Here is a 23820-nt window from a genome sequence, read left to right on the forward strand (position 1 = left end):
TCGATAAGGGGTGCAATCGCGCAGGCAAGAATCGGGACATTGGAGAAGATTTATTGCAGACCCAGATAGCGGGTCAGATCATTGGAAAGAGCCAAGCTCATCACCAGCAGCAGCAGCGCCATGCCAGCGCGCTGCAACTGCCTTTGCCACCACAAGGAGACGGGGCGGCCGCTGAGGCCCTCGAAAAGATAATACATCAGGTGCCCACCATCGAGCATCGGCAGCGGCAGCAGATTGAACACCCCCAGGCTCACGCTGATGAGCGCGAGAAAGGTCAAAAATTCGATGCCACCACTGCGCGCGGCCTGACCCGCAAAGTCGGCCATCGTGACCGGACCGCTGAGCTGCTGCACGGACGCTTGGCCCACCACCATGCGGCCCAGTGTCGTCACCGTCATCACGCTCAAATCCCATGTCCGCGCAAAGCCATGCGCCAAGCCATCAAACGCGCCGCGCTGGACGGTGATGCGCTCAGGCGGCTCGCCCAACACTGCATCAATACGGCCCTGGCGCTGTTGATCGTCACCAGTGACCGTGCGTGGCTGCACACGCAATTCCAGCAGTCGCCCATCGCGGTCAACCTGCAAGTGCAGGGTCTGGCCTGCACTGCGGCGCACCCAGTCGCGGGCCTGCGCAGCGTCCTGCACAGCTGCCCCATCAATGCGCAGGAGCAGATCACCACGGCGCAGTCCGGCGAGCTGAGCGGGGCCACCTTGAGTCACCTCACCAATGCGGGGCCGTGAGAAGGGCAAACCCAAGCCCACCTGACGCAACACCTCGGGGCTGGGTTCACGCTTTGCCAGGATGTCCAAAGGAAGCGTCAACTCACGCACACCGCTTTGGGCGTGCCGCACTTGCAGCCGCAAATCGCGACCGTCAGAGAGGGCGTCAAGCAGCTGCCATTGAAGCTGTGAGTAGCTGTCGAGACCCTGCCAATCCTGACCACCATCCACCGCGCACGCCAGCACCTCGTCACCACTGCGCTGCCCAGCCTTCTCGGCCAAGCTGCCAGGCACCGGTGTACCCAAAAGCGCTCTGGGCTCAGACGTGCCCATCCACGCCACGGCTGCAAACAGGAACACTGCCAGCAGCAGGTTCGCCAGCGGTCCAGCCACCACGATGGCCACGCGCTGACGCAGGCTCTTGCGGTTGAAAGACTGGGGCAGCAGCGCTGCGTCAATGGCTGGGTCGTCACGCTCGTCGAGCATGCGCACATAGCCCCCCAGAGGGATCAGGCACAGCACAAATTCGGTGGTGTCCGCATGGGCCTGATAGCGCCACAACACAGGACCAAAGCCCACAGAGAAGCGCAACACCTTGACCCGGCAAGCCCGCGCCACACGGTAGTGGCCCCATTCGTGCACGACGATCAAGATCGCCAGCGCCAGGATGAAAGCCAGCAGACTCGTCACGCGGCGCCGACCCTGGCGATGACAGCCCGTGCATGGGCGCGCACGCGCTCGTCCAAGCCCATCAGCCCTTCAATGCTGTCGACCTCATCTGGCGAGGGTGCAATGTCAGTCAAAGCGCCGTGGTTCACGTTGTAGATCTGATCAAAGCGCAGCCGCCCTGCAAGGAAGGCGGCCACGGCCTCCTCGTTGGCCGCGTTGAGCACTGCGGTCGCCCCCTCGGGTGCGCGCAGTGCCTGCCAAGACAGATGCAGACCGGGGAAGCGATGAGCATCAGCCGGCTCAAAACTCAGCTGCGAGCACTGCAACAAATCGAGCGCGGAAGCACCCGATTCGATGCGCTCGGGATAAGACAAACCGTAGGCGATGGGCACCCGCATATCGGGCGTACCCAGCTGCGCCAGCACGGACTGATCGCGGCACACGACCATGGAGTGAATGACGCTTTGCGGGTGGATCAAGACCTTGATCTGCTCGGGCTTGAGATCAAACAGCCAGCGCGCCTCGATCACCTCCAGCGCCTTGTTCATCATGGTGGCGGAGTCGACCGAAATCTTGCGTCCCATCACCCAGTTGGGGTGCGCGCAAGCCTGCTCTGGCGTGACGTCCTTGAGCGTCTGCGGGTCACGCTGGCGAAACGGCCCGCCCGAGGCCGTCAGCACGATGTGATCGATGCGCTGCGCCCAGGTGCTCGGGTCTTGGGGCAGGCATTGGAAGATGGCCGAGTGCTCGGAATCGATGGGCAGCAGGGTTGCACCGCCCTCGCGCACAGCTTGCATGAAAAAGCGCCCGCCCAGCACCACCGCTTCTTTGTTGGCCAGCAAAAGCCGCTTGCCCGCACGAGCTGCAGCCACGGCAGGCGCCAGACCAGCAGCCCCCACGATGGCGGCCATGACCGTGTCGGCATCAGGGTGCTGAGCCAGCTCTACCAAGGCAGCCGGGCCTTCCAACACCTCGGTATTCAAACCGTCTGCACGCAGCAAGGCGCGCAGCTCAGTGGCCTTGGCCGCATCGGGCATGGCAGCAAAGCGTGGGCGCCATTGGCGGCACTGCTGCGCCAGCTCCTGCACGCGGCTCATGGCCGTCAAAGCCAGGCATTCATAGCGCTGCGGATGCCGCGCCAGCACGTCCAATGTATTGGCACCGATGGAGCCGGTGGAACCCAGCACAACAACACGCTGGCGTTTCTCAGAGGTGGTGTTCATGACAGACTGCTCAACGCCATGGCCAAGGGAAACACCGGCAAAAGCGCATCAATGCGATCAAGCACACCGCCATGGCCAGGCAGCAAACGGCTGCTGTCTTTGGCTCCCACGGCGCGCTTGACCAGCGACTCAAACAAATCGCCCACCACACTCATGGCCCCCAAGAGCATGAGCGATAGAAGAGCGAGCGGCCAAGCCTGGCCCTGCAGCAAGGTTTGGAACAAGCTGGCGGAATCCACCCCCAGGTGGCGGTCCAGCCACTGACTCCACAACACCGCCAACAGCAACACGCCGAGAAAGCCGCCGATAGCGCCTTCCCAACTCTTGCCGGGGCTGATGGTGGGGGCCAGCTTGCGACGCCCCAGAGCTTTGCCACAGGCGTAGGCGGCAATGTCGGCCATCCACACCAAGCAAAAAACCGATAGCAAGAAGTTCAGCCCACGGGCCCAGGCCTGCGTCAGGGCCAACCAAGCCGCCCAGAGCATCAGCGCACCGAGCACCAGACGCAGCTGCTGTGGCACACGCGGCCAGCCGCGCGGCCCCAGGCGCAACGCTGCGGCACCGCCCAAAATCCACATCACCGCAATTGCCCACCAAACAGGCGCGGGCACGGTGTCGATCTTCCAGATGGTCAGCGCACAGGACAGCGCCAACACCACTCCCAACACCAAGGCCCCGCGTTGGCCTTGGCCGTTGAGCCGCCCCCACTCCCAGCCCGCTGCGGCCATCAGCGCCAGGGTGAAGACCTCAAAGGGCAAGGGGCTCTGTGCGAACAAGGCCGGCAACAGCAGGCTCAGCAGGACCAAGGCCGTGATGATGCGGGCGCGTAGCACTTAGGCCTCTTGCGCCGGCGTTACCGCCGGATTGACGCCGCCAAAGCGGCGGTCACGTTGGTGGAAAGCCGCGATGGCTGCATCCAGCTCGGCTTCACCAAAGTCCGGCCAGAGACAGTCAGAGAACACAAACTCCGTGTACGCCGACTGCCACAGCAGGAAGTTGCTGATACGAACCTCACCGCCAGTGCGGATGAACAAATCAGGGTCGGGCGCATGCGCCAGTGCCATGAACTCGGCCAAGCGCTCTTCGGTGAGCGCCTCGGGCGCAAGACCTGCAGCCAAAGCACGCCGGCAGGCTTGGACGATGTCCCAACGCCCGCCGTAATTGAAAGCCACGTTGAGGGTGAGCTTGTCGTTGTGCGCCGTGCTGGATTCAGCGTCGCGCCAAGCGGCCACGAGTTTGTCGGGCACAGCCTCACGGTCGCCGATGATGCGAATCCGAACACCCATCTGACCCACCCGCGCCAGATAGCGCGACACCGCGGCCAGGACCAGGCCCATCAGGCCTGACACCTCCTCGGTGGGACGCTTCCAGTTCTCGCTAGAGAAGGCAAAAACGGTGAGGTGATCGACACCCCGATCAATACAGGCTTGGATGACGCGTATGAGCGCATCCACCCCCTGCTTGTGACCGAAAAAACGCGGCAAAAACCGCTTCTTGGCCCAGCGCCCATTGCCATCCATGACGATGGCAATGTGGCGCGGTGCCACCGCTTTGAAAGCCTCTGTCACGGTGCTGCCGCCGCTCAAACGGCCAGGATCTCGGCTTCCTTGCCAGAGACCAGCTTGTCGATGTCAGCGATGACTTTGTCGGTGAGCTTTTGCACTTCGTCCAGGCTGCGGCGCTCGTCGTCTTCAGTGATTTGCTTGTCCTTGAGCAGCTTCTTGGCTTGCTCGTTGGCGTCGCGGCGCAGATTGCGCACTGCCACCTTGGCGTCTTCGCCCGCGCCCTTGACCACCTTGGTCAGCTCCCTGCGGCGCTCTTCGGTCAGCGGGGGCAGCGGCACGCGAATCAAATCGCCTTGGGCTGACGGGTTCAGACCCAGATCAGACTCGCGAATGGCCTTTTCGATCTTGGCGCCCATGCCCTTTTCCCAGGGCTGCACGCTGATGGTGCGCGCGTCCAGCAGGCTGACGTTGGCCACTTGCGAGATGGGCACGGGCGAGCCGTAGTAATCCACCTGCACCTGGTCCAAGATGCCGGGGTGGGCGCGGCCCGTGCGGATCTTTTGCAATTCGTTCTTGAACGCCTCAACGGACTTGGCCATCTTGGCTTCAGTGTTCTTCTTGATGTCGGCGATGCTCATGTCATTGACCTCTATTGGGGGCTAGCCTGCACAACGTTTGCGCGGGGCCTGCCAGCCTGTGGCAGACCCAACGCGCCAGCGTACTCAAACGTGGACGAGCGTACCCTCGTCTTCGCCCATCACCACTCGCTTGAGTGCCCCGGGCTTGAAGATGGAAAACACCTTGATGGGCAACTTCTGATCGCGGCACAACGCAAACGCCGTGGCGTCCAGCACTTGCAGATTCTTGATGATCGCTTCATCGAAGCTGATGCGGGTGTAGCGCGTGGCGTTGGGATCCTTCTTGGGGTCCGCACTGTAGACGCCATCGACCTTGGTGGCCTTGAGCATGATCTCAGCACCAATTTCCGCACCGCGCAGCGCAGCGGCGGTATCGGTGGTGAAGAAGGGGTTGCCCGTGCCGGCCGCGAACACCACGACCTTGCCCTCTTCCAGGTACTGCAGCGCCTTGGGGCGCACATAGGGCTCCACCACTTGCTCGATGCTGATGGCAGACATCACGCGCGCCGTCATGCCTTCTTGGCGCATGGTGTCAGCCAGGGCCAGGGAATTCATGACCGTGGCCAGCATGCCCATGTAGTCGGCCGTGGCACGATCCATGCCCACCGAGCCGCCCGCCACGCCGCGAAAGATATTCCCGCCACCGATCACCACCGCCACTTCAACGCCCAGCTTGGTGACCTCTTGAATCTCTTTGACCATGCGCACGATCGTGGCGCGGTTGATGCCGTAAGCATCGTCACCCATCAGGGCTTCGCCTGACAACTTGAGAAGAATGCGTTTGTGGGCAGACATGGGAAACCTCGTCGATACAGCTCATGGCTTGGGCACACCGCATCTGGTGCACCCCGTATTCAGGAGCCCCCACCGCAGCGAGAGCCCCAGTTTAAAGGGCGCCCTTGGCGCCCTTGTGTCAGCTCAACGCTCAGGCGTTTTTGGCTGCTGCCGCAGCCTCAGCCGCAGCCTTCTGAGCGGCAACTTCAGCAGCGAAGTCGTCAACCTTCTTCTCAATGCCTTCGCCGACCACGTACAGGGTGAAGCTCTTCACCGAGGTGGCCTTTTCCTTGAGCATGGCTGCCACGGACTGCTTGCCGTCAGCGGCCTTCACAAAGACTTGGTCCAGCAGAGAGACTTCCTTGAGGTACTTCTGCACCGAGCCTTCAACCATCTTGCCCACGATGTCAGCGGGCTTGCCGGACTCAGCAGCCTTTTGCTCGGCAATGGAGCGCTCCTTGGCCACCAGATCAGCGGGCACATCAGCAGCAGACAGCGCGGCGGGCTTCATGGCCGCCACGTGCATGGCCACATCCTTGGCTGCCACAGCGTCGCCAGTGAACTCAACCATCACGCCGATACGGGTGCCGTGCAGGTAGGAGACCAGCTGAGCATCCGCATAGCGCTGGAAGCGACGGATGGTCATGTTCTCGCCGATCTTGCCGATCAGGCCCTTGCGCACATCTTCAACCGTCGGGCCAAAGCCTTCTTGTTGCAGGGGCAGTGCGGACAGTGCAGCCACATCAGCAGGCGCCTTCTCGGCCACCAGACCAGCCAGGGCGTTGACGAAGGCCAAGAAGGCTTCGTTCTTGGACACGAAGTCGGTTTCGCAGTTGACTTCGATCAGCGCACCGGAAGCGCCCACCACCGCTGCGGCGACCACGCCTTCAGCCGTCACGCGCGAGGCGGCCTTGCCTGCCTTGTTGCCCAGCTTGACGCGCAGGATTTCCTCTGCACGCACCAAATCGCCATCAGCCTCGGTCAGTGCCTTCTTGCACTCCATCATGGGTGCGTCAGTGCGAGCACGCAGCTCAGCGACCATGCTTGCGGTAATTGCAGCCATTTCAATCTCCGTTTGAGGCGCCCCTCGGGCTCAAGAGCCCGGCGCGCCGAACACGCTTGGAAAAAAGGGGCTGTAGCAGCCCCTTGGTCTGGGTTTGCGAGCGACTTAAGCGCCTTCGCTGACTTCCACGAACTCGTCGCCATCAGCGGCAACGGCTTGCACCAGCTCAGCGGTTGCGTTGGCGCGGCCATCCAGCACAGCGTCAGCAACAGCGCGGGCGTACAGAGCCACAGCCTTGGCCGAGTCATCGTTACCGGGGATCACGTAGTCGATGCCTTCGGGCGAGTGGTTGGTGTCAACCACGCCGATCACGGGAATGCCCAGCTTCTTGGCTTCGGCCACAGCAATCTTGTGGTAGCCGACGTCGATCACGAACAGCGCGTCAGGCAGGGCCACCATGTCTTGGATGCCGCCGATGTTCTTTTCCAGCTTGGCGATATCGCGCTGGAACATCAGGGCTTCTTTCTTGATGGCCGGTTGCGTGCCAGCTTCGATTTGCGCTTGCATGTCCTTCAGGGACTTCAGCGAAGTCTTGACCGTCTTGAAGTTGGTCAAGGTGCCGCCCAGCCAGCGCTGGTTCACGAAAGGCACGCCAGCGCGTGCGGCTTCGTCGGCCACGATGTCACGGGCTTGACGCTTGGTGCCCACCATCAGGATGGTGCCGCGCTTGGCGGACAGTTGGCGCACAAACTTCAGAGCAGCCTCGAAAGCCGGCAGGGTCTTTTCGAGGTTGATGATGTGGATCTTGTTGCGATGGCCATAGATGAAGGGGGCCATCTTGGGGTTCCAGAAGCGAGTCTGGTGGCCAAAGTGGACGCCAGCTTCCAGCATCTCACGCATCGTTACGGACATATTCATTCTCCGAAGGTTGGGTCTGAAATCCGGTGCGAATCGGGCTGCGCGCACCACTCACCCACAGGGAGCTTTGGCGCACAGCACCGACACCTATCGATCACCGGCTTTGCGATTGATTTGCCACTCGCTACCCACCGGACTCAGCTAGCATGCTGAGCGCTACAGGGGCCGAATGCGGCAAAACCCGCAGAGTATACATCATGCGACACAGCCCTCAAGCGCAGGCCGCTCGGGTCATTTGCGGGTCGCTGATTCGATGAAACACTTGCGCCTTTTTCAATACTGCAGGCGGCCACATTGCTGCGCTGCTGACGACCGGTCTCGTTGGGATTTATGCGAATTTTGGTGGTGGGAGCCGGCCTTGCCGGCATGACGTGCGCCTATGAACTGGCACGACAAGGGCACGATGTGTGTGTGCTGGAGCGCCTCGCCAGCGTGGCCAGCGGCGCCAGCTTTGCGCCTGAGGGGCTGATGTCCGCGGCCTGGGTTGCCGCCCGCCCCCACCCCGAACTGCAGGCATGGTCACACTGGCTTTCACACCCTCGCTGGATGTGGCTGCAGCGCCAGGCCCAGCGCAAATGGGCCGCAGACTCGGCGCTGCTGCAGCTCGCGCAACTGGGCAGCGCACGCGCCGCGGAATTGCAGGCCGCCATGAAGCTGGAGTTTGAGGAACGCCACGGCATGCTGCTCATTTGGCGCGATGAGCGCACATGGCTGCAAGACAAAGCTCTGGTTCAGAACTTGGAGCAACAAGGCTGGGCGGCACCTTTGCTGAGCCCAGAAGCCTGCAGAGCGCTGCAGCCCGGGCTGGGCGAGGCACTGCCCCTGCACGGCGGCGTGCTGCTACCCCAAGAACGCACGGGCAACACACGCCAATTTGTGCAAGGGCTGCGCCAGGCCGCATTGCAATTGGGCGTGCGGCTGATGCTGCGCACCGAAGTCACAGCCATCAAGCCGGGGCTGGAGCCTGCAGTGGAAGTCACCACCCCCGAGGGTGCGCAAACCCTGCGCACCGACGCCGTTGTGGTGTGCGCTGGCCAAGACAGCCCCACTCTGCTGCAGAGCCTAGGCCTTCACGCCCCTTGGCTGCCCCTGGCCAGCACCACACTGACGGTGCCGCTGCGTCAGCTTGAGGCCCACCCGGAGCTGGGTCCGCAAGGCACGGTGGTGGACATGCTCAGCCGCACGGTGGTGACGCGGCTGGGTCAGCGCATCCGCGTGGGCGGTGGCAACGCACCCACGCCCGAAGCCTCGGCGCGCACACTGCAAGCCACGCTGGACACCTTGTTCCCTGGCGCCCAACAGCCGGGCAGCTTGCAGGCCTGGTCCACACAGCGCCCCACACTGCCCGGCGGTCGACCCTGGATTGGCAACAGCGGTCTGCCCGGCGTTTGGCTCAACACCGGCCACACAGAGCACGGCTGGCTGCAAACCCTGGGCGCAGCTTCCGTGCTGGCAGACCTGCTGGCACAACGCCCCAGCACCATAGAGCTGCAATCATTCAGCCCCGCCGCCTGGAGCCAGCCACACTGACGGCCGCGCGCTAGAGTGGGCGCATGCACAAGCTGCTCAGCACCCACACCCTGCCCCACCACGCGCTGGCCCTACTCAGCGCCGAAGCCACCCGCTCGCGCCAGCAGTGGCTGGCGCGCCAACTTCCACCCAACACCCTCATTGAGCGCGCCGGCCTGTGCGTGGCACGCTGGCTGCTGGCCATGGCGCCGCACGCCCAAAGCGTGGACGTGCTGGCAGGCAGGGGCCACAACGGCGCCGACGCCTTGGTGGCTGCACGCTGGCTGCATCAACTCGGGCGCCGTGTGCGGGTCTACGCCCCCGCAGGAAACCCAGCCAGCACGGACACCTCCACGCCGGCACAGCTGATGCGCGCCACGCAATCCGCCGGGATTGCCGTGTTCATGGACGAAATCAGCTGGCTGAGACAACAAGCCAGCGGCGGCACTGCCGACGTTTTGCTCGACGGCTTGCTGGGCATTGGCATCAGCCGCGCACCAACTGGCGCTGTGCAGCAAGCCATCGAGTGGATCAATGCACAAAGCACTCCTTGCCTGGCCATCGACATTCCGAGCGGACTGCATCCAAACACCGGGCACAGCCCCGGTGCGGCCGTGCGCGCTGTGGCCACGCTGAGCCTGCTGGGCGTGCGCCCCGGCCTGCTGACCGGCCAAGGGCGCGCGCTGTGCGGGGAGATTTGGTGGAGTGACCTGCAGCCCCCCAGCGCCGCGATACACCCACAAGACGCGTATACCCCCGAAGCCTGCGCTGTGCTCAGCGGCGACGCCGATTGGCGCGCCTGGCAACACCTGCACGCACGCCGTGCCGATGAACACAAAGGCACGCGGGGCGCAGTGCTGGTGGTGGGTGGTGGCACAGGCATGCACGGCGCACTCTGGCTGGCCAGTGCCAGCGCGCTGGCCAGCGGTGCGGGCAAGGTTTGGGCGTGCAGCCTGGCCTCCGACACGCAAGCGCCGCTGCGGCCCGAAATCATGCGCTGGGCAACATCGATAAACCCCAACGACGCGGACTTCGCTGGCAAGGTGGTGGTGGCAGGATGCGGCGCGGGCACAGCGTGGCTGGATGCACCCAACCCCAGCACGCACGATTTGACACTGGAGCGTCTGCTGACGCAGACCGAGCGCCTGGTGCTGGATGCAGACGGCCTCAACACCGTCGCGGCGCGCCCAGCATGGGCCGAGCTGCTGCGTCAGCGGGCCGCACAGGGCAAAAGCACTGTCATCACACCACACCCCCTGGAAGCTGCGCGGCTTCTGGGCACAAGCAGCAGCGCCGTCCAAGCCGACCGCCTGGCCGCTGCCAAAGCGCTTTGCTCGCAACTCAATTGCACGGTGGTGCTCAAAGGCTCGGGCAGCATCATTGCCAGCCCGGCGCGGCTGCCCTACATCAACGCCAGCGGCAACGCCGCCTTGGCCACACCCGGCAGTGGCGATGTGCTGGCAGGCTGGCTGGGTGGGCTGTGGGCTCAAACACCGCATGAGAGCTGCGATGTGCACCGCCTGTGCATGGTGGCAGCGCACTGGCATGGCCGCGCAGCCCTGGGCCACGCAGGGCCACTGCGGGCGCAGGATTTGGTTGAGGCCATGGCCGCGCTGCATCAAGCGCCAGCGCGGCTCTAGCCCCCAGTCCAACAGCGCCGCTCAGCGCGGCCGCTTGCTCGTCTTGGCGCCGGCTTTGCGCGCTGCCTTGGTGGCAGCCTTACCACCCCCCGGTGCGCGTGGCGGCGCTTCAGCCGCACGCTTGCGCCCCGCCGCCGCTGCGGGCGACGCCTTGGCTTGACGGCGCTGCGCTTTCAAGGCGCGGTCTTCGCGCTGCAAAGCCTCCAGGCGCTCGGTCGGGCGCGCGGCACGGCGCTCCTCTTGCGGGTGCACCAAGCGGAAATCAATGCGGCGCCCGTCCAAATCCACACGGCTGACCTGTACCTGCACCTTGGTGCCCACTCCGTAACGAATGCCCGTGCGCTCGCCACGCAGCTCTTGGCGCACCTCGTCAAAGCGGAAGTACTCGCCACCCAGTTCGGTGATGTGCACCAGGCCCTCAACAAACATGGCATCGAGCTGCACGAAGAGGCCAAAACTGGTGGCGGCACTGACCGTGCCGGAGAACTCTTCGCCCAGGTGTTCACGCATATAGCGGCACTTGAGCCACGCCTCGACGTCGCGCGAAGCTTCGTCCGCGCGGCGCTCGTTGGCGCTGCAGTGCGCACCCACCACTTCCCAGCGCTCTTGCTCAGTCGCTGCGGCCAAGGGGTTGTGCGGCTTGCGTGGACCCGAGCGCTTGGACAACAGCGGCTTGGCCACTTCCAACTTGTGCTGATCCAGCTGATAGCGTTTGGCCGCCAAGATGGCCTTGATGACGCGATGCACCAGCAAATCGGGGTAGCGCCGAATGGGGCTGGTGAAGTGGGTGTAGGCCTGGTAGGCCAAACCAAAGTGCCCCGAATTGATGGGGGTGTAAATGGCTTGCTGCATGGAGCGCAGCAGCATGGTGTGGATTTGCTGGGCGTCGGGCCGGTCGCGTGTGGCCACAGCAATGGCCTGGAATTCGCTGGGCTTGGGGTCGTCGCTCAAATCCAAGCCCAAACCCAGGGCGCGCAAATAGGCCTGCAAGGTGGTGCGCTTTTCGGGCGTCGGGCCTTCGTGCACGCGGAACAAGGCCAGGTGCTTGTGCTGAGCAATAAAGTCCGCTGAGCAAACATTGGCCGCCAGCATCGCCTCCTCAATGAGCCGGTGAGCTTCGTTGCGCACGCGCGGCACGATTTTCTCGATGCGTCCGCCGTCGTCGCAAACAATCTGCGTCTCCACGGTGTCGAAGTCCACCGCCCCGCGCTGCTCGCGCCGCGCCAGCAAGGCACGGTAGACCTCATGCAGGTGCAAAAGATGTGGCACCAGGTGCGGGCGCTTGGCAGCCTCGGGTCCATGGGTGTTACCCAAAGTGGCCGCTACTTCGGTGTAGGTCAAGCGCGCATGGGAGCAGATGACCGCTGGGTAGAACTGGTAGGCGTGCAAGTCGCCGGTTTCGCTCACCAGCATGTCGCACACCATGGACAGGCGCTCCTGCTCCGGGTTGAGCGAGCACAGGCCGTTGGAGAGCTTCTCCGGCAGCATGGGAATGACGCGGCGCGGGAAATAGACCGAGGTGGCGCGCTCGTAGGCGTCTTCGTCCAGCGGCTCACCGGGTTTGACGTAGTGGCTCACGTCGGCAATGGCCACCAGCAAACGCCAGCCCTTGAAGGCACTCTTGCCGCGGCCCTGTTTGTGCGGCTGGCAGTACACCGCATCATCGAAGTCGCGGGCGTCTTCGCCGTCAATCGTCACCAAGGGCACATCGCGCAAATCAATGCGGTGTTTCAGGTCAACCGCCCGCACACGCTCGGGCAACTTGGCCGCTTGCGCCAAGGTGGCAGCGCTGAACTCATGCGGCACCTCGTATTTGCGCACCGCGATTTCGATCTCCATGCCCGGGTCGTCGATCTCCCCAAGCACCTCCACCACACGCCCCACGGGCTGGGTGTAGAGCGAGGGGGGCTCCGTCAATTCCACGGCCACCACCTGACCCGCCGTCGCATTGGCAAGCCCTGCCTTGGGCACCAGAATGTCTTGGCCGTAGCGTTTGTCCTCCGGCGCGACCAGCCAGACACCAGACTCCAGCAGCAAGCGACCGATGATGGGCCGCGACTGACGCTGCAGAATGTCCAGCACCTTCCCCTCAGGCCGCCCGCGCTTGTCGTAGCGCTGCACGCGCACCCTCAGCCGGTCCCCATGCATGACGGACTGCATTTCCTGAGCTGACAAGTAGACGTCTGGCCCCGTGGTTTCGCTGATGAGAAACCCGTGGCCGTCTCGATGCCCCTGCACCGTGCCCTCGATCTCGCTGAGCAGGCCCAGTGCGGAAGTACTTGCATGCTTTGTTGTTTTGATATTAGAATTCATGTCTTTCCTGAAACGACTAGGATTTCGGTGCTGCCAGAGATTGGCGGTATTTGCAGATCCGGTAGCCTTGCCCAGGTGGCGGAATTGGTAGACGCACTAGTTTCAGGTACTAGCGGGTAACTCCGTGGAGGTTCGAGTCCTCTCCTGGGCACCAAATTCCCAAACACATCAGGCCAGCTCATGCTGGCCTTTTGTTTTGGTGCTGCGAATTCATGGCCCGATTGTGAGCCCCCCAGCACCGTTGCTTCTGCAACAGTGGTGCTTGGGCCCAACGCTTTGGACCCAAGCAGGCCTCGCGGCACGCCAAGGCAACTCAGCGACCCCACATGCACAAGCCCACCCCGCCCTCCCGAGAGAGGGCGAAACGCAGGCGAAGGGGCAGCCAGTTCAGATGGCAAATTTTTTGGCCAGAGCCTGCGGGCGCAAGGTGTCGTAGTCCTCGAAGGGCTGGTGAATCCAGGGGCTGGTTTCCAGCATCTCTACGTAGTAGTCGGGCGTGTATGCCGACACCTTCTTGGTCCAAATCACCGCCGAGCGCAATTCGGAAATCGCAGGCACGCCGCGCAGGCGCTCGACCACGGCCTTGAGCGTGACACCGGAGTCCGAGAGGTCATCCACCAGCAGCACGCGCCCGGCGATTTCACCCTTGGGCATGGTGATGTACTTGGCCATGTCCAGCCGCCCCTGGATGGTGCCGCCTTCAGAGCGGTAGGAACTGGTGGACATGATGCCCAGCGGCTTGTCAAACACGCGCGAGAGCACGTCGCCAGGACGCATGCCGCCACGTGCCAAGCACAGGATTTGGTCAAATTCCCAGCCGGAGTGGTAGACCTTCAAGGCCAAGCGCTCAATCAGCAGGTGGTATTCATCCCAGGACACATACAGATGTTTGCCGTCGTCGGTCAACATGGGCTTGGACTCCTCAAATACAGCTTCAGGGGGGGGGGGGGGAGGAAATAGGGCCGCTTCAAGCGGCCCTGACAAACCCGGCGATCAGGTCACCGAGTAAGGATGGCGCAGCATGATCGTGTGCTCACGATCCGGCCCCGTGGACACCATGGCGATTGGGGCACCAATCACCTCCTCCACGCGCTTCAGATAAGCGCGCGCATTGGCGGGGAGCTGGTCCCAGGTGGTGGCACCAAAGGTGGTCTCACTCCAGCCAGGGAAGGTTTCGTAGATGGGCTTGCAAGCCGTGATCTCGTCACCGTCCAGCGGCAGGATGTCGACGGTTTTCCCGTTCAACTCATAGCCCACGCACATCTGCACTTCGCTCAAGCCATCCAGCACGTCGAGCTTGGTCAGACAAAGCCCGCTGATGCCATTGATGATGATGGAGCGCTTGAGGGCGGCAGCATCCAGCCAGCCGCAGCGGCGTGCGCGGCCCGTCACAGTGCCGCGCTCTTGACCCACGGTCGAGAGGTGGTAGCCGACGGTACCCTCAACTTCCCAATCCAACTCCGTCGGAAAGGGGCCTGAACCCACGCGCGTGGTGTAGGCCTTGGTGATGCCCAGCATGTAGTGCAGCATCTGCGGCCCCACCCCTGCGCCAGCGGCTGCATTGCCTGCCACACAGTTGCTGGAGGTCACGTAGGGATAGGTGCCGTGGTCGATATCCAGCAGCGTGCCCTGCGCGCCTTCGAACAAGATGTTCTGACCGGCTTGATGCGCCTTGTGCAACATATAGCCCACGTCGGCCATCATGGGCTTGATGGCCTCGGCCAACTTCATGGCCTCTTCGTAGATGGGCTCAAACTCCAACGCCGACGCGTTCAGATAGCCGGTCAGCGCGTGGTTATGCAGAGCCAGCAATTCGCGCAGCTTTTGGGCAAAACGCTCTGGGTGCTTCAGGTCTTGGATGCGCAAAGCGCGGCGAGCCACCTTGTCCTCGTAGGCCGGGCCAATGCCCTTGCCGGTGGTGCCGATCTTGCCGCTGCCGCTGCTCTCGCGCAGTGCTTCACGCGCCTTGTCCACTTCGACGTGGAAGGGCAGGATCATGGGGCAAGACTCGCTGATGAACAGACGCGAGCGCACTTCAACGCCAGCCTTTTCAAGGCGTTCGATTTCCGACAGCAAGTGGCGCGGATCGACCACCACACCGTTGCCGATATAGCAGGCCACGCCTTCACGCATGACGCCTGAGGGAATCAGCTGCAAGGCCGTTTTGACACCCTTGATCACCAAGGTGTGCCCGGCGTTGTGGCCGCCCTGAAAGCGCACCACGCCTTGTGCATGATCGGTCAGCCAGTCGACCACCTTGCCTTTGCCTTCGTCACCCCACTGGGTCCCGACCACCACCACATTGCGGCCGCGCGCGATTTCACTGCTTTGCATTTCGTTCATCCGAAGAAAACCACAGACTCTGCCGACCACGCCCTACAGCGCGCGCAGCACCCATTGACCGTCGACGCGCACCAACTCGCGGTCGCATTCAAATTCGTCGTTCTGCTGCTCATGACCTGGCAGCACACACACCACGGTCTGCCCTTGCGCACGCAGGCGTCGTACCGCCGAGCGCAGGGCTTGCTCTTCCCCCCAGGGCGCGCGCACCGCGGCCCGCAGAGGCTTTTCCGGGATCAGGGCCGCCAGCACCTTGACGTCCAAGCTGAAGCCCACGGCCGGGCGACTGCGCCCAAACACGGCTCCGACTTCGTCATAGCGCCCACCACGCAGCAGAGCATCGCTGTAGCCTTGGGCATAAACAGCAAACCGCACCCCACTGTAGTAGGGGTTCCCGGACATATCACCTAAATCGACACCCAAATGCACATCAGGGTGAGACTGTTGCAGATGGCTCAGCAGCCACTCCAAGTCGGCCAAGGCCCGCTGCAGCAAAGGCGACTGCGGCAAACACTGCCGCGCGCGCGCCAGCACCTCAACGCCACCGTAGAGATCCAGCAGCGTCTGCAAATGAGCGCGGCAAGCCTCTGGCAATGAGGCACTGTGCTGGGCCAGCGCAGCCGCATCCTTGGCCGATAGCGCCTCGACGAGCGCGGCCACATGGTCAGCGGAAAGCTTGAGGCCATCCAGCAGCGCCAGCAAGATTCGGGCATCGCCCAAATCCAGCGTCAAGGGCCCGAGGCGCGCGAGGTTGAGCGCATCCAGCGCCAACTCCTGCACTTCCAAGTCAGCCTCTAGCCCTGCATGACCGTAAATCTCCGCGCCGAACTGCAGCGGTTCCCGGCTGGCATGTGCACCCTGGGGCTTGGTGTGCACCACCGGCCCACAGTAGCACAGACGCGTCACGCCTTCGCGGTTGAGCAGGTGGGCATCGATGCGGGCCACTTGGGGCGTGGTGTCGGCGCGCAAGCCAAGGCTGCGCCCAGAGAGCTGGTCCACCAGCTTGAAAGTTTTGAGATCCAGCGCCTGAGCAGGCCCGGTAAGCAGGGAGTCGAGGTGCTCCACCAAGGGTGGCACCACCAGCTCGCAGCCGTAGGTGCGAGCCATATCCAGCAACTCGCGCCGCAGCTCTTCGATGCAGCGAGCCTGAGACGGCAGGACGTCGGCAAAGTGCTCAGGCAAGAGCCAAGCTGAGGACATGGACGAATCCAGGGGGATTAAAAACGGCATTGTACCGGGCAAGCCCGCGCCGTGGCTGCGCGAATTTCTGACAGCACAACGAAAACAAGTGCAGCCAAACTGCACGCGAGGCGGGGAGTTCAGTGCAACCAGACCAGCGCACCGAGCAGCAAACCCACCAGCACGCTGCACAAGCCCACAAAGCGCAACTGCCCATCGCTGAGCGTGAGCATGCGCTCAAACACCTCACGCCAGCCCTTGGGATGGAGCAAAGGCCCAAGCCCTTCGGCCACCAGCAGCAAGGCCAGTGCAGCCCAGATCCAGTCACTCACAGGCATTCAGCACCAAAGCCATCAGGGACAAGACGACTGCGGCCCATCAAAGGGCCGCAGCGAGAAGGCCTATTCAGCCGTATTTACTTGCGCGGCGCGGCAGCTGGCGCATTCGTGCCACGGAAGGACTTGAAGAAGTCGGTCGCTGAGGGGTCGACCACCATCACATCAGACTTGCTCTTCCAAGTGCTGCGGTAAGCATCCAAGGAGCGGTAGAACTGCGCAAATGCGGGGTCGCGACCAAAGGCTTCGGCAAAGATGGCACTGGCCTTGGCATCGCCCTCACCCATGATTTTTTGCGCATCCTTGTAGGCTTCGGCAATGATGACCTCGCGCTGACGGTCTGCATCGGCGCGGATTTTTTCGCCTTCAGCAGAGCCCGTGGAGCGCAGCTCGTTGGCAACGCGAGTGCGTTCCGACTTCATGCGGTTGTAAACGGCCTCAGTGATGTTGCTGGCAAAGTCCACGCGGCGCACGCGCACATCCAGCACCTCAATACCGAACTGCTTGGCTTCTTCTTGCAAGCGGCGGCGCACGTCCTGCATGACTTTTTCGCGCTCGGTGGCCAAGACAGCGCGCACGGTGCGACGGGTCACCTCTTCGTTAAGTGCAGCCTGAACGATGGGGCTCAGTCGCGACTCCAGATTGCGCATGTCTGCGCCACTGTTACGGATGAATTGGCGCGCATCAGTCACGCGCCACTTCACCAGCCAGTCGATGACAAGGCTCTTCTTCTCAGCTGTGAAGATGGGACGCGATTCGGGGCTGTCCAGCGTCTGCACGCGCCGGTCGAGGAAAACCACGTTTTGCAGCGGCGGCGGCAGCTTGAACTTGAGCCCAGGCTCCGTCACCACTTCCTTGATTTCACCCAGCGAGTAAATCACCGCGAACTGGCGCTGATCCACCACAAACAAAGTTGAGCTGGCCACCATCAAGGCGACCACAAGCCCCAGCGCGATCGAAACAATGCGATTCATGTGCGTAACTCCGAATATCAGCGGGCGTCGCGCTCGCGGCTGCGCAGGTTGTTGTCACGGCCAGCGCCGTTTGCCGTTTCTGGCAGGGTCGGCGCCACGGGCTGAGTGGCCGTGATGGTCGCGGTAGGCGTGCCGGCCTGCAGCAGCTTGTCCAGCGGCAGATAGAGCAGATTCGAGCCCTGGCGGCTGTCAACCATCACCTTGGTCACGTTGGAGTAGACCTGGCGCATGGTGTCGATGTAGAGGCGATCGCGGGTCACCGCAGGCGCCTTCTGGTATTCCGCCAGCACGCTCTTGAAGCGCTGAGCATCACCCTCGGCTTGCGAGACCACGCGCGAGGCATAGCCCTGCGCTTCTTCGCGCAGACGCGCGGCCTTGCCCTGCGCCTCAGGAATGACGTTGTTGGCGTAAGCCTCGCCCTCGTTCTTCAAGCGCTCGCGGTCGGCGCCGGCCTTCACGGCATCATCGAACGCAGCCTGCACTTGCTCAGGGGCTTGCACGCTTTGCACATTGACATTGGCCACAATGATGCCGGCCTTGAGTCGGTCCAACTGCGCCTGAATGGAGCGCACCAAGTCAGCAGCAATGGCGTCGCGCTGTTCGTACAGCACCGAGTCCATATTGGAGCGGCCCACGATTTCGCGCACCGCAGCCTCGGCCGCTTGGAACACGGCGTCGTCGGGCTTGAGGTTTTCGAACAGGTATTCGCGCGCATCCTTCAGCCGGTATTGCACGGTAAAACGGATGTCGACGATGTTTTCATCCTGCGTGAGCATGGACGAATCACGCAGCCCCGTGCTTTGAGCCACAGAGTTGCGCCCCACGTCCACAGAGCGCAGCTGCGTGACCTGAACCACTTCGCTGGCCTGGAAGGGGTAAGGCAAACGGTACTGAATGCCCGCCTCCACCGTGCGGCTGTATTTGCCGAACGAGGTGACCACACCTTGGTGGCCTTCTTGCACGATGAAGAGGCCGCTGGCCAGCCAGACCACAGCCACTACAGCCACCACCACACCCGCACCAATGCCTGCGCCGCGCATGTCGGGCGAAGGCATGGGGTCTTGGTCGCGCTGCGGTGGCGGCTCGGCGCCCTTGCCGCCAAACATGCCCGAGAGCTTGCGATTGAAGTCGCGCCAGAGCTCATCCAGATCGGGCGGGCCATCCTGACGGCCATTGCTGAGCGTGCGGATCCAACGCTTGAGCAGGCTGTCACCTGTTGAGGCAGTGGGCGCTGAAGCGCGGTCGAAATGGTTCATGGTCATGCCTGTTGTGATTTCAATGGTCACCCGACGCAGGAGGCGGCAGCTCAGGACACGCCGCGCCCGAAGTATCGAGCACGGCCAGGGCCTCCGGAGCCTGTGTTTGGCTCAACGGTGGCGACAAACCGTCACGCATCGCCCCCGCAATGCGATTGCGCAAGGCGCTAAGCCCGTCGCCGGTGTGTGCACTCACGAAGATCCGCGGCAACATCCGGCCGAGCTTATCCGCCCCCACCCAGTCCTCTCGCTGGCGCGGCTGTTGGTGTGACTCCAGTAAATCCTGCTTGTTGAACACCAACAACTGTGGAATTTGCGCAGCGCCAATCTCCTCGAGCACACGCTGCACCTCCTGCATCTGCTCATCCACCACCGGCGAAGCCGCGTCCACCACGTGCAAGAGCAAATCGGCGTCCGCAGCTTCCTGCAAGGTGGCCTTGAAAGCCTCCACCAAACGGTGGGGCAAATCGCGGATAAAGCCGACGGTGTCAGACAGCGAAACGGCCGCCCCTGCGTCCTCAAGATATAGCGAGCGCGTGGTGGTGTCCAAGGTCGCAAAGAGCTGATCCGCAGCGTAGGTGCGGGCCTTCACAAGCGCGTTGAACAAGGTGGACTTGCCCGCATTGGTGTAGCCCACCAGCGAGACGCGAAACACCCCGTTGCGTTCGCGCGAGCGCCGCTGAGTGCCGCGCTGGCGTTCGACCTTGCGCAAGCGCTCCTTGATGGACTTGATGCGCTCGTCAATCATGCGCCGGTCAAGCTCAATCTGCCGCTCACCCGGGCCGCCGCGCATGCCAATGCCGCCGCTTTGACGCTCCAAGTGACTCCAGCGTCGCACCAAGCGCGTGGCCAGGTATTGAAGCTGCGCCAGCTCAACCTGGAGCTTGCCCTCAAAGCTTTGCGCACGGGCAGCGAAGATTTCCAGAATCAGCGCGGTCCGGTCTGCCACCGGCACGCCCAGATGGCGCTCCAGATTGCGCTGCTGTGCAGGTGAAATGGCCTGATCGAAGAGCACCGTGTGTGCGTCGTGGGCCTGCACCAGCAGTTTGATTTCGTCGGCCTTGCCGCTGCCCACAAACAGGGCCGCGTCGGGGGCTTTGCGCCGGGCCACCACCCGCGCCACGGGCGTATCGCCCGCAGACTCGGCCAGCAATGCCAATTCATCCAAGGTCGGGTCGAAAGAGGCCCCCCGGCCAAAATCGACGCCCACCAAAATGGCGCGCGCCGCCTCAGGAGGCGGCGTGCGATGGGTCGGATCTGTAGAACTCAATGTACATCAGCAGACCCTCTCGGGCCCGCAGGTTCAGGTGGCGGCGTCGGTGTCGCCAGTGTGGAAGTTCACAGCACGCCCGGGGACCACCGTGGAAATGGCGTGCTTGTAAACCATCTGCGTCACCGTATTGCGCAGCAACACAACGTATTGATCAAAGGACTCGATATGGCCTTGCAGCTTGATGCCGTTGACCAGATAGATGGACACCGGCACGTGCTCCTTGCGCAGCAGATTCAAGAAGGGATCTTGCAAGAGTTGTCCTTTATTGCTCACGATATGCTCCGTGTTGGGGGAGTGTTACAGGGGGAGAGCGCACGTTAACACAGGCACGGCGCCAACCCCGCTGCGCAGTGGGATTAGTCTTCAGCGAAGGGGTTTTTTGAGGAACGCATCTCGATCTTCAAAGGCGTGCCGACAAGTTTGTAGTGGTCGCGGATACGGCCTTCGATGTAGCGCTTGTAGGAATCGCTGACGTGATCCAGCGAGTTGCCGTGAATGACCACAATGGGCGGGTTCATGCCACCTTGGTGGGCGTAGCGCAGCTTGGGACGGAACGTGCCCGCGCGCTTGGGCGTCTGATGCTGAACGGCTTCGTGAATCAGGCGCGTCAAAACCGGCGTGGTCATTTTTCGATAGGCCGACGCATAGGCATCAGCCAGCGCCTTCCACAGCGGCCCCAGGCCTTGGCGCTTGAGCGCCGAGATGTGCAAGACCGGCGCGAAGCGCAAGAACGCCAAGCGCGTCTGAATGGAACGCTCCAGCACCTCTCGCTGGTAGCTGTCGATGGCGTCCCATTTGTTGATCGCCACCACCACGGCGCGCCCGCTGTCGAGGATGTAGCCGGCGATGTGGGCGTCTTGATCGGACACGCCTTGGGTGGCGTCGATCAGCAACAGCACCACATTGGCGTCGGCAATGGCCTGCAAAGTCTTGACCACCGAGAACTTCTCAATGGCTTCAAACACCTTGCCTTTTTTGCGCAAACCCGCCGTGTCGATGAGCTTGAAGCGTTGACCCTGGCGCTCAAAGTCGACGCTGATGGCGTCGCGCGTGGTGCCGGGCATGTCAAAGGCAACCAGCCGCTCCTCACCCAACCAAGTGTTGATCAAGGTGCTCTTGCCCACATTGGGGCGGCCTGCCACGGCCAGGCGGATCACAGGCTCTTCGTCACCGTCGGGCAGCGCCTCTTCGTCCTCGGGCGTTTCAAAGTCAGCCAACACCGCCTCGATGAGGCTGCGAATGCCTTGACCATGCGCTGCAGAGATGGGGTGCGGGTCACCAATGCCCAGCTCGTAGAACTCAGCCAGCAAGGGCGAGTCGCTCATGCCCTCGGCCTTGTTGACGGCCAAAAACACGCGCTTGTTGCATTGGCGCAGATAGCGCGCAATGTCGTGGTCTTGGCCAGACACGCCGGTGCGCACGTCCACCACAAACACCACCGCATCGGCTTCGGCCACAGCTTGCTGGGTTTGCTTGGCCATTTCCTGAACAATGCCGCTGGAGCAGTCAGGCTCAAAGCCGCCGGTGTCGATGGCGATGTATTCGCGTTGCCCCATGCGCCCATCGCCGTAGTGGCGGTCTCGGGTCAATCCAGCAAAGTCGGCCACGATGGCGTCCCGACTTTTGGTCAGTCGGTTGAACAGCGTCGATTTGCCGACGTTGGGGCGGCCCACCAGGGCGATCACGGGTTTCATGTTTGTACGGTACTACGAAGAACGCCCCGCAAGCGGGGCGTTGGGGTGGCTTATTGCGGTCGTATGGCAAAGAGTGCGCCGCGGCGTGTCACCACCAACAAGGTGGTGCCTGAAACTACGGGAGGTGCAGCGATGGCAGAGCCATCGGTGGTGATGCGCTGCAGCGTTTTGCCTTTGTCCCGGCTGAGGAAGTGCACATAGCCTTCGGCATCGCCGACCACGATGGCGCGGTCCAGAACTGCTGGCACACCCAGCTTGCGATGCTGGAACTGCTGCGCCGTCCAAACCACATCACCGTTGCGAGTGGACCAAGCCGTCATGCGGTCCGAAGCATCAGCGCCAACCACCAGCTCAGCGTCGCCGCCTATGCCCTGGTTGCCACCGACATTACGGCTCCACACCGGCGTGCCACGTGCGGCGTTGACGCAGCCCACAGCAAACTGGAAGGAACGCGCGCACACCACATCGCCGGCGCGCACATGCGGCGCCACCAAGTCAGCCAAGCGCTCCACCTCGTTCGTACCACGCGGGTTGGCCACAGCGGCTTCCCATTGCACGCTGCCGCGGTTGGGGTCCACACCGGTCAGGCGGGCACCTTGCCCTACCAGCAAGGTGTTTTGGTAGGCCGCGATCACGCCAGCCTGCTTCAGCGTCAGGGGCTCGCCAGGACGACGCAGTTCCCACAGCTTGCGGCCGTCTTGCGCGTCAAACGCCAGCACGGCGCGGTCAACCGTCAGCACAAACACGCGCTCGCCCGCCACCAGCGGTGCAGCCACCACGGGCGTGACCAGCGTCTTGCTCCACTTGGTCTGGCCTTGCTCCAACACCGTCAGCTCGTTTTTACGCGTCACAACGGCGGCAAACCGGCCATCGCTGCCCACGCCCGCGCTGAGGCTTTGTTTGAGCTCGGCACGCCACAGCTCGGCGCCATCTTGCGCAGCCAAAGCACGCACCACGCCATCGCCAGAGGCCAGCACAAACTGACCCTTGGGTGTAGCCACCGACAGCGGGAAGCCCACGGTGTCGGTGCTCTTGTTCCAGACCGTCGCGACCTTGAGCTCGGGGGTGAAGGCCTCCAGCGGCGAAGGCTTGGGCGCATTGGAGTCGCCAAACACGCTGCAAGCAGTCAGCGCCGCGACGCTCACCAGCAAGGCCGCAGATTTCAGCAGGCTAGCGCGCGTCATTTCGCGGCCCCTTCGGTGCTTTTGAGGGTTTCAGCGTCGACACCCAGGCTGGCCAGCTTGACCTCCACCAGACGGCGGTACTGGTCTTCCGCCTTGAGTGTGGTGTAGGCCTTCTTGAATTGCTCGCGCGCTTGATCGGGCTGAGCTTTGAGCAGCGCAAGGTCGCCGCGGCGATCGGCTTGCAGCGCGGCAAAGTCAGCGGACTCGATGGCATCAAGCGCCTTGGCAGCCTCGTCGTACTGCTTGGCATCCATGTGCAAGCCCGCCAGGCGCAAACGCGCCACATCACGCAGCGGGTTAGGCTGGGCTTGCGCGGTGGCCCAGGTCAAGGTGGCGCGCGCCTCGTCGGCCTTGCCCTTGTCGGCTTGCAGCTTGGCTGCCACCAAAGCGGCTTGACCCGCGTAGGTGGTTTTGGCAAAGCGATCTTTGATGTCAGCAAACACCTGCTGCGTCTTTTCCAAGTCACCCGCACGGGCCACGCGCTCGAGCTCGGCATACATGGCCGAGGCCTTCACGCCCTGCTCGCGCTGCCACCAGTTCCAGCCGGTCCACGCCGCGAAAACAGCCACGACCAGGGTCACAACCCCGGTGATGAGATTGCCCCAGCGATTCCAAAACGCCTTGAGTTGCTCCAGCTGTTCTTGCTCTTCGAGATCGAGATGAGACGCCAT

The 23820-nt window shown here is 63.0% G+C and carries 22 protein-coding genes and 1 tRNA gene; 3 read left to right on the forward strand and 20 right to left on the reverse strand.

The features are described from left to right. Positions 1-50: 50 nt before the first annotated feature. The 8 genes from rseP to rpsB form a co-directional block, all read right to left on the reverse strand. On the reverse strand, positions 51-1412 hold the full coding sequence (gene rseP / locus ACG0Z6_RS09180) for an RIP metalloprotease RseP (RefSeq protein WP_394460622.1): 1362 nt from the start codon (positions 1410-1412) through the stop codon (positions 51-53). Further along, positions 1409-2614 (reverse strand): 1-deoxy-D-xylulose-5-phosphate reductoisomerase, encoded by a 1206-nt coding sequence (ispC, locus tag ACG0Z6_RS09185; protein ID WP_394460624.1) that lies wholly within the window; start codon positions 2612-2614, stop codon positions 1409-1411. The genes rseP and ispC overlap by 4 nt, the downstream gene beginning before the upstream one ends. Continuing rightward, positions 2611-3447, reverse strand: coding sequence for a phosphatidate cytidylyltransferase (locus ACG0Z6_RS09190; protein ID WP_394460626.1), 837 nt, complete (start codon positions 3445-3447; stop codon positions 2611-2613). Before ACG0Z6_RS09190 ends, ispC begins: the two co-directional genes overlap by 4 nt. Beyond that, the gene (uppS, locus tag ACG0Z6_RS09195) at positions 3448-4182 is read right to left on the reverse strand and encodes a polyprenyl diphosphate synthase (RefSeq protein ID WP_394460628.1); all 735 of its coding nucleotides are present in this window, start codon (positions 4180-4182) and stop codon (positions 3448-3450) included. It abuts the gene before it with no gap. A gap of 14 nt (positions 4183-4196) precedes the next feature. After that, positions 4197-4757 (reverse strand): ribosome recycling factor, encoded by a 561-nt coding sequence (gene frr, locus ACG0Z6_RS09200; RefSeq protein ID WP_394460630.1) that lies wholly within the window; start codon positions 4755-4757, stop codon positions 4197-4199. Between the two features lie 84 nt (positions 4758-4841). After that, positions 4842-5552, reverse strand: a complete 711-nt coding sequence (pyrH, locus tag ACG0Z6_RS09205; protein WP_394460632.1) for a UMP kinase — start codon at positions 5550-5552, stop codon at positions 4842-4844. 130 nt (positions 5553-5682) lie between these two features. After that, the gene (tsf, locus tag ACG0Z6_RS09210) at positions 5683-6594 is read right to left on the reverse strand and encodes a translation elongation factor Ts (RefSeq protein ID WP_394460634.1); all 912 of its coding nucleotides are present in this window, start codon (positions 6592-6594) and stop codon (positions 5683-5685) included. A gap of 105 nt (positions 6595-6699) precedes the next feature. Then, on the reverse strand, positions 6700-7446 hold the full coding sequence (rpsB, locus tag ACG0Z6_RS09215) for a 30S ribosomal protein S2 (RefSeq protein ID WP_394460636.1): 747 nt from the start codon (positions 7444-7446) through the stop codon (positions 6700-6702). A gap of 336 nt (positions 7447-7782) precedes the next feature. Between rpsB and ACG0Z6_RS09220 the strand changes: the two genes are divergently transcribed. Further along, on the forward strand, positions 7783-8982 hold the full coding sequence (locus tag ACG0Z6_RS09220; RefSeq protein WP_394460638.1) for an NAD(P)/FAD-dependent oxidoreductase: 1200 nt from the start codon (positions 7783-7785) through the stop codon (positions 8980-8982). Positions 8983-9005: 23 nt separating this feature from the next. Next, positions 9006-10601: an NAD(P)H-hydrate dehydratase gene (locus ACG0Z6_RS09225; protein ID WP_394460640.1), complete on the forward strand. Its 1596-nt coding sequence runs from the start codon at positions 9006-9008 to the stop codon at positions 10599-10601. 21 nt (positions 10602-10622) lie between these two features. On the opposite strand, the gene rnr is transcribed toward ACG0Z6_RS09225, so the two are convergent. After that, a complete protein-coding gene (gene rnr, locus ACG0Z6_RS09230) occupies positions 10623-12914 on the reverse strand; it encodes a ribonuclease R (RefSeq protein WP_394460642.1) in 2292 nt (763 codons plus the stop codon). 69 nt (positions 12915-12983) lie between these two features. Here rnr and ACG0Z6_RS09235 point away from each other — a divergent pair. After that, a tRNA-Leu gene (locus tag ACG0Z6_RS09235) sits at positions 12984-13068 on the forward strand. Between the two features lie 233 nt (positions 13069-13301). Here ACG0Z6_RS09235 and ACG0Z6_RS09240 read toward each other — a convergent pair. The 11 genes from ACG0Z6_RS09240 to ACG0Z6_RS09290 form a co-directional block, all read right to left on the reverse strand. Further along, positions 13302-13823 carry a phosphoribosyltransferase gene (locus tag ACG0Z6_RS09240; RefSeq protein ID WP_394460644.1) on the reverse strand — a complete coding sequence of 174 codons (522 nt, stop codon included), beginning with the start codon at positions 13821-13823 and terminating at the stop codon, positions 13302-13304. A gap of 84 nt (positions 13824-13907) precedes the next feature. Beyond that, complete coding sequence (locus ACG0Z6_RS09245; RefSeq protein ID WP_394460646.1) at positions 13908-15248, reverse strand: adenylosuccinate synthase; 1341 nt, start codon at positions 15246-15248, stop codon at positions 13908-13910. Positions 15249-15290: 42 nt separating this feature from the next. Continuing rightward, complete coding sequence (locus ACG0Z6_RS09250) at positions 15291-16454, reverse strand: ATP phosphoribosyltransferase regulatory subunit (protein WP_394460648.1); 1164 nt, start codon at positions 16452-16454, stop codon at positions 15291-15293. Positions 16455-16573: 119 nt separating this feature from the next. Next, entirely contained in the window at positions 16574-16765 is a 192-nt protein-coding gene (locus ACG0Z6_RS09255) for a DUF2065 domain-containing protein (RefSeq protein ID WP_394460650.1), read from the reverse strand. Positions 16766-16848: 83 nt separating this feature from the next. Further along, positions 16849-17742, reverse strand: a complete 894-nt coding sequence (hflC, locus tag ACG0Z6_RS09260) for a protease modulator HflC (RefSeq protein ID WP_394460653.1) — start codon at positions 17740-17742, stop codon at positions 16849-16851. 17 nt (positions 17743-17759) lie between these two features. Continuing rightward, on the reverse strand, positions 17760-18998 hold the full coding sequence (gene hflK, locus ACG0Z6_RS09265) for an FtsH protease activity modulator HflK (RefSeq protein WP_394460655.1): 1239 nt from the start codon (positions 18996-18998) through the stop codon (positions 17760-17762). A gap of 19 nt (positions 18999-19017) precedes the next feature. Then, positions 19018-20268: a GTPase HflX gene (gene hflX / locus ACG0Z6_RS09270; RefSeq protein ID WP_394460657.1), complete on the reverse strand. Its 1251-nt coding sequence runs from the start codon at positions 20266-20268 to the stop codon at positions 19018-19020. A gap of 33 nt (positions 20269-20301) precedes the next feature. Next, complete coding sequence (gene hfq / locus ACG0Z6_RS09275; protein ID WP_394460659.1) at positions 20302-20544, reverse strand: RNA chaperone Hfq; 243 nt, start codon at positions 20542-20544, stop codon at positions 20302-20304. Between the two features lie 83 nt (positions 20545-20627). Next, entirely contained in the window at positions 20628-21965 is a 1338-nt protein-coding gene (gene der, locus ACG0Z6_RS09280) for a ribosome biogenesis GTPase Der (protein ID WP_394460661.1), read from the reverse strand. Positions 21966-22015: 50 nt separating this feature from the next. Continuing rightward, the gene (gene bamB / locus ACG0Z6_RS09285) at positions 22016-23149 is read right to left on the reverse strand and encodes an outer membrane protein assembly factor BamB (RefSeq protein WP_394460663.1); all 1134 of its coding nucleotides are present in this window, start codon (positions 23147-23149) and stop codon (positions 22016-22018) included. Further along, complete coding sequence (locus tag ACG0Z6_RS09290; RefSeq protein WP_394460665.1) at positions 23146-23820, reverse strand: YfgM family protein; 675 nt, start codon at positions 23818-23820, stop codon at positions 23146-23148. The genes bamB and ACG0Z6_RS09290 overlap by 4 nt, the downstream gene beginning before the upstream one ends.

The organism is Roseateles rivi (assembly GCF_043555845.1).
In the GTDB taxonomy this organism is placed as follows: Bacteria; Pseudomonadota; Gammaproteobacteria; order Burkholderiales; family Burkholderiaceae_C; genus Roseateles; species Roseateles rivi.